Source organism: Microcoleus sp. K5-D4 (assembly GCF_036704575.1).
Lineage (GTDB): Bacteria > Cyanobacteriota > Cyanobacteriia > Cyanobacteriales > Microcoleaceae > Microcoleus.
In genome coordinates, this window is the sequence record NZ_JAUBSD010000007.1 from 80,662 (window position 1) to 94,830 (window position 14,169).

Consider the following 14,169-nt stretch of genomic DNA (forward strand, 5'->3'; position numbering starts at 1 on the left):
CGTTGCCGCCACCGCCCATCACACTGTCGTCGCCGGCACCGCCCATCACGCTGTCGTCGCCGTCGTCGCCTTCACACAGGTCGTTGCCTGCGTCGCCGCTCACGGTATCGTCGCCGGCACCGCCCATCACGCTGTCGTCGCCGTCGTCGCCACTGCAAACGTCGCTGTCGCCACCGCCGCTCACGGTATCGTTACCGGTGCCGCCGCTAACGCTGTCGTCGCCGTCGTCGCCACTGCAAACGTCGCTGTCGCCACCGCCGTTCACGGTATCGTTACCGGTGCCGCCGCTAACGCTGTCGTCGCCGTCGTCGCCTTCACACTTGTCGCTGCCTGCACCGCCCTTCACGGTATCGTTATCTTTACCGCCGTTAACGGTATCGTTGCCGTCGCCGCCCTCACAATCGTCGTTGCCTCGATCGCCCCTGACGACATCGTTGCCTTCGTCGCCCTCACAATCGTCGTTGCCTTTGCCGCCATAGACGGTATCACTGCCGGCGCCACCCTTAACGTCATCATCTCCTTCGTTGCCGTTGGCCCAGTCATCGCCGTCATCGCCTTCGCAGGTGTCATTGCCGGTACCGCCAAAAAGGCTGTCGTTCTCTTTACCGCCATTAACCTTGTCGTTGCCTTTGTCGCCCTTAACCTTGTCGTTTCCTTTGTCGCCCTTTATTACATCGTCGTCCTCGCCGCCCTCGCAATCGTCGTTACCTTTACCCCCGAAGATTGTATTTTTTCTGCCACGGTTTCCTTTGATTGTGTCTTCGCCTTGATTGCCGAATATCTCCTCGTTTTCGTCGGTGGCGACAATTAAGTCATCGTCATCGCTACCGAGGACGGTTCGGCGGCGGGGAGGGATGTCGCTGCCATCGTCGAAGTCATCGTCATCTATGTCGCCCACACCTTCTTCTAGTACGCCGGTAGATTCCGCCATTTGGCTGTCATCAGCAGCACCTGTTTCGGGTGTACCGTTAGACTGATCCGGAATTAAGGCGTTAATGTCGGCGGTGTTTTCGCTCAGCGCTGCGTCAATTAAGTCCTTTAACTTCTCATCGGAAGGAGGGCTGTTGTTGCCTAAATCCACCCCGTCACCGATGGGGATCGGTGTAGTAAACAACTTGGGATCTGTCTCTGTCATCTCAGGAATTCCTGTTTCATCTTGTTGAAAGGCAAAAAGTGTTCCCTGTTCTTCTTCAAGTAGTTCCATCGTTGATATTTCCAAAAAAATGGTAAGCTTCTTAGAATCAATTTATCAGCAAACAGGACGCTGCAGAAGATTGTTTTTTTAACTTCATGCTTTCGCCTGCTAGAGGAGCTGGTTTCCTCATCTTTACTATTATAGATGCCACTTAAACGGCAAGGTTTTTTTCGCTCTGTTGCGAGTTTTATATTCTGCAATTGCCTACCAAAATTAATTGATCCGCAACCTACACTGTAATTACTGCGCCGAAGCGCCGAGCATTTGAGATGTTCTCGGTAATTTCTACAGTAAGCTGGACCGAAGGGCCCCTGATTGTAGATTATCTACGTAATTTCTACAGTGAATTAGCTGAACTTAAACTCGCAACTGACAACTCCTAAATAACTACCCAAAACCTGTATCCCCCCAAATTTTTCCCTTGCATTTTTTCCGAGCTTGGCTGGGTGTATGGAAGTTTTGTAACACTCCCAGCTTTGACAAATCCTTCCCTGACTTAGGATTTGAATCTCTTGACTAAACGACTGCACGCTTCTAATTTTAGTTCCCCATGATTAATTAGAAATTTAGATAATTCGCCCGGGCAAATATTTGTTCTAATTTTTAGTTGCACAATTTTTTCTCGATTCTAGGAAACCTCGCGAACTGAGAAAAAAATTTTTTCGGATCAATACTAAGAATTCTGCCAAAATATATCAATCTCAAGACAGATTGCAAAAAGTGCCAAAAAGTAGTAAAGGGGCAGAATTCGTTTTTGGTGACAGTTGCAAGCTCGATCGGCATTTTGAGCGGGCACGACCCACGGCGAGGCTGCCCAACCCTGTTGTTTTGTAGAGGCTTTGCTACCAAATCCAATAATTTTCCGAGAAACCGGCCTGATGAGGCTTAATCCTCTAGATGCCAAAAATTATGGTTGCTGAAGAGTACCGGAATAATTTGATTGCCATTGTATTGTTGAGAGTTCTTGGCTGCTTACGTTTATTTTTGCTGCTTAACTTTAACTAGATTAAGAGAGTTAAATTAAAAGTTTTATACTATATCATAGAAGCGGAAAATTAGCAATAAGTTATTGGCAATTATGGATTGTCAACTATCAATTACCGATCGCCACTGAGGTCTTAAGGATGAGGGCGGAGGGCTTACGGATGAGAACCCAGGGCTGACCAATTAATTAATTGACACAAAATCAAGATTACACATGGGGGGTTGGTGGTAGAGGATAAGCGGTAAAGACCGATCGACCGATCGCCAAAAAAAATAAAATACTCAACTTTCCCTGCGATATTACCCTGAAACCGGTTGGCGAGAGCCGAAGTAATTTTAATAAGAACTAGAGATCCGCCTGGTAAAGTGCCTCCAATTTAACTTTACTCAGCAATGAGAAACTCAAGTTCACGACGAATCTAAAGGGGTCTGCGGTAGAGGTGCAAAATGTTAAAGATACAAAGATTGCAGAAAATTCGGCTTTCACCGAGCCACAGGGCAATCAAAACTAATAAACTGTTATTAAAGTACAACTTTTATATCCTCAAAGTGTTTGAACAAATATATATGACCCTAGCGATCGCCCGATCGGGGGAAGCGCATTCAGAAACTTTGATTGAAAAAGTAAAAATTATTTTGCCGATCGCTATTGCTAGCCGCAAAAACGCAGGCAAATTCAGAATTAAGGCGGGAGGGCGCTAAATCCGTGAGCCAGGAATTTCAACTCTCAGTCACTCCAGTTGGAGACGACGAATATCTAGTGCGGACAGAAAGGGTTGCACCCGGTGTACCCTTAGCCGAACAACAAGTCCGCTGGCCGATCAATGAATGGCTTGCACTCTCTGCTCAACTGATGAACGACCCGCTGGTGGGCTTGCTCCAAGGAAAAGCAGTACAGGGAAGCAGTTTTGCTGGTCGCGGGATCTCCCGTTCGGGACACAACTCAGCGCCGAATTTAGTAGCGCTCGGACAACAATTATACAGCGGGCTGTTTCAAGGAAACTTGCGCGATAGCTGGACTTGCGCTCAAGGCATCGCCCAGCACCGCCGAGAAGTGCTGCAACTGCGACTCGGACTCAAAGGCCGGCGCTTGCCGCGGCTGCCGTGGGAAGTTCTGCACGCCGGCGATCGCCCTTTGGCAACCGGCACCGATGTCGTGTTTTCACGCTACCAACCAGGTACAAGTTTGTTCAAACAAACCCGGATACTGCCTAGTAGCGGGCCGCTAAAAATTTTAATGGCGATCGCCTCTCCGAGCGATCGAGACAGCTTGCAGCTCAAGCGAGAAGTGCTCCACCTGCAACAAGAACTCCAAAACCGCACGGGTAATCCTCTCAAAAACAGCCCCCATTCCCCGGAAATTCAACTGACGATTCTCGAACAGCCCGATCGAGAACAACTTACCCAAGCCCTAGAACAAGGACACTACCAAGTCCTGCACTACGCAGGCCACAGCAACTTAGGTTCCAGAGGTGGCGAACTCTACCTAGTCAGCAGCCGCACCGGCTTAACCGAAACCTTGAGTGGCGACGACTTAGCTGGATTGCTTGTTAACAACGGTATTCAGATGGCCGTGTTCAACTCCTGCCGCGGCGCCTACGGCGACCCCTCCGATCTCGCGGACGACAGCCCGGAACGGAACTTAACCGAAGCTCTAGTGAAGCGGGGCATTCCGGCAGTGCTAGCAATGGCAGAAAGCATCCCCGACGATGTAGCCCTAACTCTGACGCGGTTGTTTTACCGCAACCTCAATCAAGGCTATCCAGTTGATCTGAGCCTGAGCCGGGCCAGAGCTGGGCTAATTTCTGCCTACGGTTCTCACCAGCTATACTGGGCTTTGCCTATTCTCTACCAGCACCCGGACTTTGACGGCTATTTGATCGGCGCCCCAGCCCACAGCGCGACATCCGGTTCTATGGTGCACATAATCGCGTCGGGAACGCAACCGGCGCTCGCGGGTACAGAATGGAAGGCTCCGTCTTCGGTTTCGGCGATCGCCCCATACCCCCCAATCCCAGCCAATCGATCGCATGAGTCAGACAATTCTGACGGCGAAGTCTGGGAATATTTTCCCGACCCATTAAAAGATCGCAGGGATTGGGTTCACCAGAACGATCGACCCGATGCTACTAATTCACCAAACTCACCGACGGCTTCGCCGTCCTCTATTCCTAATTCTGAGTGTTCGGCGATCCAAGCAACTCGCGCCGCTGCAGCGACTCAGAAACCGTTAAAAAAACCGGGGTTGAAAAAATCTGTCGCCCTGATGCTTTGCTTGTTCCCCGTTGCTTTGAGTGCTGGCTTTTTTGGGTGGCGGTACTCGAACCAGCGAAGCACGAAACCAGAAGAGTTACTGCCGGCGGTACGGACTCCCCTGTCGCAAAATTACCTGCAACAACGTCACTAAAAGCGATCGCCCACTGCAATGCTGAATTTAGACCCTCTTAGCCTGGCTCCAAACTGGGTGGGGTTTTTGCTGGCCATTCGTTATAGGTTCCCGCTGGAAAAGTGATCAAAAGTATGCTGCTCGATTGAATCTCGGACTTACCTTCATCAAGCCGGTTTTTACCGAAAATAAGCAGCAGCGCAACCAAGCATCTAGGAAGAAACCGGGTTTCTCGTCGAGAGAGTAAGTCCGGGACTGCTTGATATGAAATTCGTCAGTCGATTGTAGATTTTAGACTTCGGCTTGAACCCTGAGTCGAAGGATTTGAGATTTTAAATTTACTCGACAGACAAATCTGGGAACTGGAACAAGACTCTAAAATTTTGATCTCACCACGACAAGAGTCGGTGGCTTGTATGTGTTTTTGCGCGGGCTGATTCGGCAGCAGGAGCATTCGTCATTCGGCACAAGACAATAAAAGCCACAGTTGCAACCATTAAGAAGGTCCTCACCGTCAGCGCGCTTGCTATATTTCACAATAATTAATTATGGAAGTGGCTGTGAGTTTGACGCGCCCCTCCAGTTGGTACATAAATTTTGAGAGTATGGCAGTTTACAGGCCACGAGTCGAAACCAATACATTTCCATCGAAACTCCATGCCGGGAACCGCCGCTAATTTGTAGTGCATCAAACATTTAAGCAGTTGTGCATTTAACTCGGTCTTTTTCAATTCCCCTGTGGAAATAACCTCAAATTTTCTGGATTGGGGCCGGAGGAGGAGGATTTTCCCGAGTTCCCCCTAGAAATCTACAGAGTCCTGGCGAAGTGTTAAGAGTCGCGAAGCAATCTCACCCGATCAAAACTATTCCCCTCTTAGTGGCTGCCCGATGTTTCTGCCGCGCCCATTGACTCGGGTTTTAGCTTAAACCCGTTCAAAGAAGAGGTGAAATTTCCTTCAATTTTTACCTAATTGCCTTCCCCACACTGCGTTCTGTGGAAGTTATATGCTCAACACCTTAATAGAAGATTGCTCGTTGGTATTTGGGGTTTTGAGGGGATTTCCAGCCCGAAAAATAGAATTTACAAGTAGCTGGCAGTGACATTGAGAACAAGTGCTGCCTCGTCTTGTTGAGGTAAAAGTTAACCCCGCGCCGGTAAATGCTTTCGGCAGATTTGCAGTGACCGCGTTCTAGGTATTTCCATTCAGGGCTGTCTTATTTTGACCTTGACCGCAGACACAATCGCGGATTGGTGAATGCAGGGAACAGACTTTAGTGTAAAAAAGTAAAGCATTTAATTTGCGACAATAATTCCCCGCGCGATCTGTCCGAGGCTTACACAAGCATTTGGGCCGCGAGGTGCAAATTGATCGGCCTTCGAGCATCCTTACTTGCACCCCCGGTCTTGAGACCACAGAAATTTATCCAGAATCTTAATATTCAGAATTCTTAGTATTGACAGTGAAACAAAGTTAATCTAATGTGTTGTAATTGATATAAGTAAAGTCCAATAAGCGAGGTACGGTCAATGGCAGAAACAGCTACAGCACCCTTAACAGGAAAAGGTCTGCTTCAAAAAATCAAAGGCAGTGATTTGCCACGCAGAGAACTTGCAAAGCTTTGCGGCTACTTCACGGTCAGCAAAAGTGGAGAAACCCGGATTAATCTGGCTGAGTTTTACGATGCAGTGTTAGCTGCTAAGGGCATTGAGCTAGAGAAGTCTAAAGCAGACGGACGCGGGCGAGAAGCGAGTTATCGAGCTAGCGTTCACAAGAATGGTTCGATCGTGATCGGGGCAAATTATACCCAAGAAATGGGATTAAAGCCGGGAGACGAGTTTGAAATTAAGCTCGGATACAAGCACATTCGCTTGATTCAGATCGATGTGGACAGACCGGATGTGGATGTGGATGATGAAGAGGAGGATACAGAAGAATAGAGGCGATCTCGATGCAGTCAGCCGATAGCAAGGCGACTGGATTTGGCTTCGCTACACGAGTATTTGCGCGCCACCCTTCGATTTAACTGATGAGCTGTCTTGACTATTTCTATTTTCTCTTGTCCCGCAAAGACTACAGTGCCTCTGAACTTCGCAAAAAGGGGCAAGAGAAAGGTTTTGGCAATGAGGAAATATTGGAGGCGATCGCGCAAATTCAAGACCGCGGCTATCAGTCCGACACTCGCTTGGTGGCAAACTCGATCGCCTCTGCAGCAGGCAAATACGGGAAGTCGGCCATCAAGCGCAAGTGCCTGCAAAAAGGAATTACCAACGATTTGTTCGAGCAAGTCTGGGAAGAAGAAATTGCCGAAAATCAGGACTCCGAAGCAGAAAAACTGGCCGAATTAAAAGCCAAAGTCATGCGGAAATACAAGATCGATACTTGGGGTAAAGCAGATCCGAAAACCAAGGGCAAAGTCTTGAATTACCTGCAATACAGGGGCTTTAATGCCTTTGAAATTTGGCGACAGTGGCAAACAGAAGAAGATGACGAGTAAATAGTAGGGCCACGCAAATAGGTGCGGCCCAGATAGGCAAGCACAACTACACCGCTGCCGACGGGGCTAAAGTGTAAGTTCTGAGTTTTTGTAAATGTATGTCAATCCTCAGCGTTGACTAAATAAGATTCGTACATCTGCCGGTGTCTGGCTAAAAGCTCGAGATATTTCTCGTTGATTTTAGCCAGCATCCATTTTTCTTTAAAAATGGCGGCAGATTCTGCTTTCACCGGATCTGCTTGTAGGGGCAAAATATCTTTTCGAGCTGCGGTTTGCTCTGCAACAGACTTCAGCTTCTGAGGGTTTTGCGGGTATTTTCGACCGCTTTTGTGGTTGGCGTAGCGACGCGATCGAGTATACCCCATCTGCAAGAACTTGCGGGCCATATCGGCTCCCACAAAATCTTCGCGATCGAGATACTCTAAAAACAAGGAGTAAATTTTGCTGCTGGACTCCCTGGCAATTTCAGGAGTCTTAAACCTCCAGAAAGGCAGAATTTCTCCTTTGTAGGGTTCCACCAACAGCACTCCCTGTTCTCCTTTCCCTACCCGATAAAGTTCCGGGTGCTGTCGAAAGTCGATGTTCTTAAAATCCAAAGAGTAGTCGAACTGCTTCATCGGGCATTTTCTGTTCTATCGGGAACTATAGAAGCCCGGGGTTTCCCTTCGTCTGGTTGGGTATAAACCCAGGCCCAAGCAATCAAGACGGCTTGAAAAGGCAGCCTGAACCAATACAGTAATTGGTTGTGGGGAATCCCTTCAATGGGAATGTTGTTGACGGCTTGATTGATATTAGCTGGAAACACGGCAATAAACAAGGCAATTAATCCCCACGCCGCCGCCCTGCTCACAGGAGGAACTAACAGCCCAATTCCCCCCAAAATCTCGAAAAAACCGCTGATATAAACCAAGGCTTCCGGGTAAGGAAGCTGGGGTGGCACAATTCTGATAAAAGGTGCGGGTACTGCAAAGTGCAGCACGCCTACAATACTGATAGCTACTGCGAGAATAACTCGCCAAATTTCTTTTTGACTTTTCATGGGCAAGGGGAAATTAATAACTGTTAAAGTGCTGCGATAATGCTTGCCAAAATTCGCTATCTGCGAGCGATATGACAATAAAACTGAGGCCCAAAAATTCCAGCTTTCCGGCTTTGTCTGCTCTTGCTGATGGCTGTAACGATTTTATTTCGTATAAACACCAGGTTTCTGGGTAACTCCCAGACAATTTTTCACCCCCCCAAACTGGAGGAAGTGAGAAATGGAATCGAAGGCCTGGGCGTTGACTGCCAAAAACAGATAGCGCACATTTTGATAACAAGATTTTAATGTCTAGTGCCCTGTTGCTGTCTCTATCTTCGGGTAGTGAAACATGATTTTTGTTCCGGCTTTGGCTTCGTCACCAGCCAAACCAGTGGGGGATTTTCTTCATCGACAAATGCACCATCGCTTAACATTAAATAAATCATCGCCGCAATTGATGAGTGCGATTGCTGCTAAATTTGACCTAGCCTTCCAGGCGCTTCCCTAACCTTCGGGAACCCTAGGGGGAAGATAGCTTTGCTAGCCCGTACCTTGAGTAGCCCAATTAAGGCGAGTAATTTGTCAAGAACTTTTAGAATTATTTAATATTTGCGCTTTTAGAATTATTGGGAGAGGCAATTTGGGAACGCTCTGTAATTAAAATTTCTATCTAAAGTTTGAATTTTGTCAACTTCCGACAGATGTTATAATGAATGAAATTATTGAATTTGCTAAAAAGTCGATCGTCGTAGCAACTCCCCAACCATCCTGCTGCAATTCAAAATAGTCACCAACGGCAGGAACTTTTTACCCACCACATTATTCAAAAAGATTGAGCCTCCAAGCGCTGTGTCATTTTTATCTACACGCAATCAATCACCGACGACCATGAACACCTCACTAAACACCTCTAAATTTGGCATAAACCGGATGCTGCGACAATCGCTGTTGCTTGGCATCTTTTCTGCTGCAGCTTTAGCTAGCGGATGGGCGCCCGGTTTGTACACACAATCCCCAAACCTCGTTTTCGGAGCTGCAGCCCAAGCTCAAGAAATTAGCAGCGAAGAAATTACTAGCTACGCTCGCGCTGTGTTGGCAATAGAACCCAGACGGGTGGAAGCTTATAACGAAATTAAAGGAATCGCTGGGGGCTCGGTTCCCAGAGTAGTGTGCAACGAAACTCAGGAAATAAATAGGTTGTCTGGAGGTGTTCGCGGCATCGCGGTGAATTACTGCCAACAAGCTAAAAAAGTTATCGAAACCAATGGTTTGACAGTTAGTCGCTTCAACCAGCTTACTTTGCTCCAGCAAGCGGATCCGGCAGTCAAACAGCGAATTCAAGCCGAGCTCCTGCGACTGCAACAAGCGGGCAATCAATAAGCTTGATGGTTTGAGTCTTTCTTCCTCTCCCGTTCTCTTAGACTTCTCCATAAAAGCTTGTTAAGGGCAGGCAGGATGCCTAACCGCTACCTCCCCCCAACAATATATTGGAGATTTAAATTGTTCGAGTTCCTAGACGGTAGGCAAAATTTTTTCAAAAAAAAGCGATCGTCTGCGATTAAGTGCTTGACAAAATAACATAAATTTGGTAATAAAACCAGAACGGGAGCGGTCAGAGAGATGACTATTTTTCAACTTGCTGTAAATCGGAATGAGATATAGCGATCGCCAACACGATTAAGACGTTTTTAATTTCTGAAACATGAGCTGAAGATTGGAAGTTCAGTCTTCCTTATTCCTTCGGCTATAAAAAAGATATTCCTCAAAAACTCAAGTTCAAGTGAATTGCTCTGAGGAATAGAATATAAAAATGCTAACCTTCACAAAACATTTACCTGCAAATCCCGATGCTATTGTCAGCTTTACTTTACAAATGACAGCAGACGATCGCACTCGCAGCCGCCACCGATTCGAGACAGAAACGGGGGAAAGGCTGCACCTGAGTTTGCCCAGAGGTACGGTACTGCGCGATCGAGATTTATTGCAGTCGGAAGACGGTAGCTGTTTGGTACTGGTAAGTGCAAAACCCGAACCGGTGCTGACAGCCCGCGCATCAAGTCCGCTGCTACTGATGCGGGCGGCTTATCATTTAGGAAACCGTCACGTAGCTTTAGAAATTGCCGATAATTATTTAAGGCTTTCTCCCGACTCTGTATTGCAGGGAATGCTGGAAAAAATGGGTTTGGAAGTAACAGAGGAAATTGTGCCGTTTCAGCCAGAAATTGGCGCTTACGGGCACAGCCATTAGGTTTTAGATTTTAGATTTTAGATTTTAGATTTACTCCCACCGATGAGTCCGAGGGCTTATGACTAAATTGCTTTCGGCCATTAAAGAAGCAAGAAGTCAACAGTCAACAGTCAACAGTCAACAGTCAATAGTGAACAATCAACTTTTATCTTTGTTGCAGTTAGCTTTTGCACCTGTGGGAGCTTATAGTTATTCTGAGGGAATCGAAAGTCTGGTAGAAACCGGTGCGATCGACAGCGAGATTACTTTGAGAAATTGGTTAGAAAATTCGCTGCAATTCGGGGCTGTTCGAGTAGAAGCCGCTGTGGTGGTAAGGGCTTTGAGGGCGGCAAAGATAGGGGATTTGACGGCTTTGAATTACTGGAATGCTTGGGCGACTGCTACTAAGGAAACAGAAGAGTTGCGCTTGCAAAGTTGGCAAATGGGGCGGACTTTGGTCAGGTTGCTGCTGGATTTGCGTGAAGCGAAGCTATCCCGCAGGGAATCGCCCGTTGCTTCTGGGTTAACAACAAGTGTAAAAGATTTGGTGGAATTTGGCGGCAATCCGTGCAATTTTGCGATCGGCTTTGGCATTGCCGCCGCCAACTGGCAGATTGAAGAGGAATCGGCCGTGTTAGGATATTTGTACAGTTGGGCTGCCAATTTGGCGAGTGCGGGCGTGAAACTGATTCCCCTCGGTCAAACAGCCGGTCAACAGTTACTGTTAGATTTGCAGTCTCAAATTAGCTGTACGGCTCAAGAAGTTTTAAAATTAGAAGATGATGATATTGCTAGTTGCAGTTGGGGGTTAGCCCTAGCTAGTATGGCGCACGAAACTCAGTACACTCGGCTATTTCGGAGTTGAAAATCAGAAAATCTAAAATCTAAAATCTAAAATCGCTATGGGTGCTTTTCGTCTAGGAATTGCTGGGCCGGTTGGTTCGGGAAAAACTGCTTTACTTGATGCTTTGTGCAAGGCGCTGCGGCAGCAATACCAGATTGCTGTAGTTACTAATGATATCTATACTCAGGAAGATGCCCAGTTTTTGGTTCGGAGTCAAGCTTTGGAGAGCGATCGAATTTTGGGCGTAGAAACGGGAGGCTGTCCCCACACAGCCATCCGCGAAGATGCTTCCATTAACTTAGTAGCTATAGAAGAGTTAGAGTACAAATTCACTGATTTAGATTTAGTCTTTGTAGAAAGCGGCGGCGATAACTTGGCGGCAACTTTTAGCCCGGAGTTGGTGGATTTGACAATTTATGTAATCGATGTGGCTGCGGGCGATAAAATTCCGCGCAAAGGCGGGCCGGGAATTACTAAGTCGGATTTATTAGTAATTAATAAAACAGACCTCGCACCTTATGTAGGAGCAGATTTAGGCGTGATGGAACGGGATACGAAAAAAATGCGAGGCGATAAACCTTTTGTTTTTACTAACTTGAAGACTAAAGAAGGATTAGAATCAGTAGTTAATTTCATCCGCTCCCATATCGCGTAAAACATCAGTCTTCATCTGCGTTCATCTGCGGTTAAAACTCCTAAAAAATATCACCTCACCACCAATTGTTTGACCAAATTAGCCAAACGTTCTGTACTGTCTCTAACTGCTAGTTCAGAAGCTGCTTGAGACATTTTTTCCAAATATTGGGAATCTCTTAACAAATACAACACTTTGCTTTCCAACACATCTGGTGTCAGTTCGCTTTGACGGAATACCACGGCGGCGCCGGCTTTAGCAAATACTTCCGCATTAAATCTTTGGTGGTCGTCAGCGGCGTGAGGAAAAGGAATTAAAATAGAAGGTACTCCTGTCACTGCTAATTCTGTCAGAGCACTCGCGCCCGATCGACTAATTGCTAAATTTGCTCGCTGCAACAAACTCGCCACATTGTCGTAAAAGGGCATCGACAAATATTGCTCGTGTTTCAAACTCTCAGAATCCGGGTCATTATTTCCGGTGAGGTGAACCACCCAAGCACCCGCCTCAAACCAAGCCGGAGCACACTCGCGCACTAACTTATTGACTGCGACAGCACCTTGAGAGCCACCCATGACTAAAATTACAGGTACACTGTCAGGAATTGGCAAATTTAGAGGTTGGCGAGTCAGGAATTGCGATCGCACGGGTGTACCAGCAACCACGGTTTTCGCACGGGGTAAATGCTGGGCTGCTGCTTCAAATCCGATCGCCACAGCAGTGCACAAAGGACTAAACCAGCGCGTCACCTTCCCCGGAATTGCATTAGATTCGTGGAGAATTACCGGCAAACCTAAAGAACGGGCCGCCAGAATTGCCGGTGCTGCGATGTAACCGCCAGTAGTAAACACTCCCTGAAAATTTCCCGCTTTGAGCAACTTCCGCACCTGAAGGACCGAGCCGGCGAGTCCGCCCAAAATTCGCAGTGTACCGAGTCCAAATCGCTGCTGAAAGCCTTCAACGGCGATCGTGTGGAGGGGGTAAAGGGATGAAACTAACTCGGTTTCCATGCGGTCTGGGACTCCTAGCCATTCGATCTGACAGTCGTTCAACTGCCCAGCGGTGGCTATCGCGGGAAATAAATGTCCACCAGTGCCGCTAGCTGCAACCAACAACCGGAGGGGGGCTTTTGTCAAGGTATTTGTTTCTTTTTTTACAAGTACAAGTTCCACAGGTCGATCAATTTTATATTTGAGGTTTTAGATTATTATGCTTATTATTCCGGCAGTTTCAGCCAATTTTGAATCAGCCATCTAAAATTAGATTGTGCCGTGTCCCTGCTTCCGTTGTCAGTTTTCGTTGCAGGCGAACAGTTGCCCGCGCCACGACTCCTGACAAATAACCAAATTATCATCTAATGCGTAATTTTTTGAATTTAGTGCCAAGTGTATCTCAGTATTTTTCCAGCCGTCGGAACCAAAAAGCCGATCGGGCGCTCGTTTTTGGCTTTAACTGCGGGCAGTCGATCGCTCAAATGTTGTTATGTTTAACAGTGGTAAGTGCTGGCGTGCTGCATCCTCGTGCGGCAAGAGCGATCGGAGCGATCGCGGCGACTCCCCGAACGATCGCCCAAACCCCTGCAAATGCGCCTGCGCCACTCACAAAAGTGCTAACAGAAATTGACGCAGCGGCCAACCGGCGCGATGTCAAAGCAGTCATGGCATTTTACAGCCCGAGTTTCACTCATTCTGACGGCTTAAACAGCCAAAGCATGGAAAAAGCCCTCACCCAACTCTGGGATCGATATCCGAGTTTAAATTACCGCACCGAGATCAAATCTTGGAAAACCGAAGGTAGCGCGATTCTCGCAGAAACCATAACTACAATTGCCGGCACTCAAAAAAAGGATGGCAGAGAATTAACTCTCAAAGCTACCATCCGTTCCCAGCAGCGCTTTGAAGGTGAAAAAATAGTTAGTCAAGAGATTTTAGCAGAACAAACTCAGCTTAGTTCTGGGCAAAATCCTCCCACAATTCAAGTGAATTTTCCAGATCAAGTTAAGGTGGGCGAAGAGTACCATTTTGATGCCATTGTGCGAGAGCCGATCGGCGATGATATTTTAATAGGGACTGTTTTGGAGGAACCCATTACCGAAAAAACCTTGTTTAATCCCTCAGAAGTCGAGCTGGAATTGCTAAATTCCGGGGGAATTTTTAAAGTAGGTAAAGCTCCGGCTACGCCCGAAAATCGGTGGGTTTCAGCAGTTTTGATGCGACAAGGTGGAATTGCAACAGTTAGTGTGCGATTGCGGGTTGTCAAGTAATAAAATAGGTGTTATGGGTTATTGGAGTAATTTCTGTAGTGGCGGTTTAAGTAAAATCTCTAATACAAATGAGAGAACCAGATAAACCTGCCTCTACAATAATTATGGTTAATTGACCA

General features: G+C 47.2%; 13 protein-coding genes. 9 read left to right on the forward strand and 4 right to left on the reverse strand.

All coding sequences use genetic code 11. The features are described from left to right. On the reverse strand, positions 1–1,204 hold a 1,204-nt coding region (locus QUA77_RS04230), incomplete at its 3' end, for a calcium-binding protein (RefSeq protein WP_333449345.1). 1,422 nt (positions 1,205–2,626) lie between these two features. On the opposite strand from QUA77_RS04230, the gene QUA77_RS04235 reads away from it, so the two are divergent. The 4 genes from QUA77_RS04235 (at position 2,627) to QUA77_RS04250 (ending at position 7,061) form a co-directional block, all read left to right on the forward strand. Further along, positions 2,627–2,881, forward strand: coding sequence for a hypothetical protein (locus QUA77_RS04235; protein WP_333035660.1), 255 nt, complete (start codon positions 2,627–2,629; stop codon positions 2,879–2,881). A gap of 4 nt (positions 2,882–2,885) precedes the next feature. Next, on the forward strand, positions 2,886–4,586 hold the full coding sequence (locus tag QUA77_RS04240) for a CHAT domain-containing protein (protein ID WP_333035658.1): 1,701 nt from the start codon (positions 2,886–2,888) through the stop codon (positions 4,584–4,586). 1,507 nt (positions 4,587–6,093) lie between these two features. Then, the gene (locus QUA77_RS04245; RefSeq protein WP_172184952.1) at positions 6,094–6,504 is read left to right on the forward strand and encodes an AbrB family transcriptional regulator; all 411 of its coding nucleotides are present in this window, start codon (positions 6,094–6,096) and stop codon (positions 6,502–6,504) included. Between the two features lie 89 nt (positions 6,505–6,593). Then, entirely contained in the window at positions 6,594–7,061 is a 468-nt protein-coding gene (locus tag QUA77_RS04250) for a regulatory protein RecX (RefSeq protein ID WP_006634375.1), read from the forward strand. Positions 7,062–7,162: 101 nt separating this feature from the next. Here the strand turns inward: QUA77_RS04250 and QUA77_RS04255 are convergent, their stop codons facing one another. Both QUA77_RS04255 and QUA77_RS04260 read right to left on the reverse strand, forming a co-directional pair. After that, entirely contained in the window at positions 7,163–7,678 is a 516-nt protein-coding gene (locus QUA77_RS04255) for a DUF4385 domain-containing protein (protein ID WP_333035653.1), read from the reverse strand. Beyond that, on the reverse strand, positions 7,675–8,100 hold the full coding sequence (locus tag QUA77_RS04260; protein WP_015177615.1) for a DoxX family protein: 426 nt from the start codon (positions 8,098–8,100) through the stop codon (positions 7,675–7,677). The genes QUA77_RS04255 and QUA77_RS04260 overlap by 4 nt, the downstream gene beginning before the upstream one ends. An 870-nt stretch (positions 8,101–8,970) precedes the next feature. On the opposite strand from QUA77_RS04260, the gene QUA77_RS04265 reads away from it, so the two are divergent. The 4 genes from QUA77_RS04265 (at position 8,971) to ureG (ending at position 11,808) form a co-directional block, all read left to right on the forward strand. Further along, positions 8,971–9,462 (forward strand): DUF4168 domain-containing protein, encoded by a 492-nt coding sequence (locus tag QUA77_RS04265; protein WP_333035651.1) that lies wholly within the window; start codon positions 8,971–8,973, stop codon positions 9,460–9,462. A gap of 430 nt (positions 9,463–9,892) precedes the next feature. Next, a complete protein-coding gene (gene ureE / locus QUA77_RS04270) occupies positions 9,893–10,330 on the forward strand; it encodes an urease accessory protein UreE (protein WP_333035650.1) in 438 nt (145 codons plus the stop codon). Between the two features lie 130 nt (positions 10,331–10,460). Further along, positions 10,461–11,174, forward strand: coding sequence for an urease accessory protein UreF (locus QUA77_RS04275; protein ID WP_333449363.1), 714 nt, complete (start codon positions 10,461–10,463; stop codon positions 11,172–11,174). A gap of 37 nt (positions 11,175–11,211) precedes the next feature. Further along, positions 11,212–11,808, forward strand: coding sequence for an urease accessory protein UreG (ureG, locus tag QUA77_RS04280; RefSeq protein ID WP_333449346.1), 597 nt, complete (start codon positions 11,212–11,214; stop codon positions 11,806–11,808). A 50-nt stretch (positions 11,809–11,858) separates the two neighbouring features. Here the strand turns inward: ureG and murG are convergent, their stop codons facing one another. After that, positions 11,859–12,923 carry an undecaprenyldiphospho-muramoylpentapeptide beta-N-acetylglucosaminyltransferase gene (gene murG, locus QUA77_RS04285; protein ID WP_333449347.1) on the reverse strand — a complete coding sequence of 355 codons (1,065 nt, stop codon included), beginning with the start codon at positions 12,921–12,923 and terminating at the stop codon, positions 11,859–11,861. Positions 12,924–13,144: 221 nt separating this feature from the next. On the opposite strand from murG, the gene QUA77_RS04290 reads away from it, so the two are divergent. Continuing rightward, entirely contained in the window at positions 13,145–14,050 is a 906-nt protein-coding gene (locus tag QUA77_RS04290) for a nuclear transport factor 2 family protein (protein WP_333449348.1), read from the forward strand. Positions 14,051–14,169 lie beyond the last annotated feature (119 nt).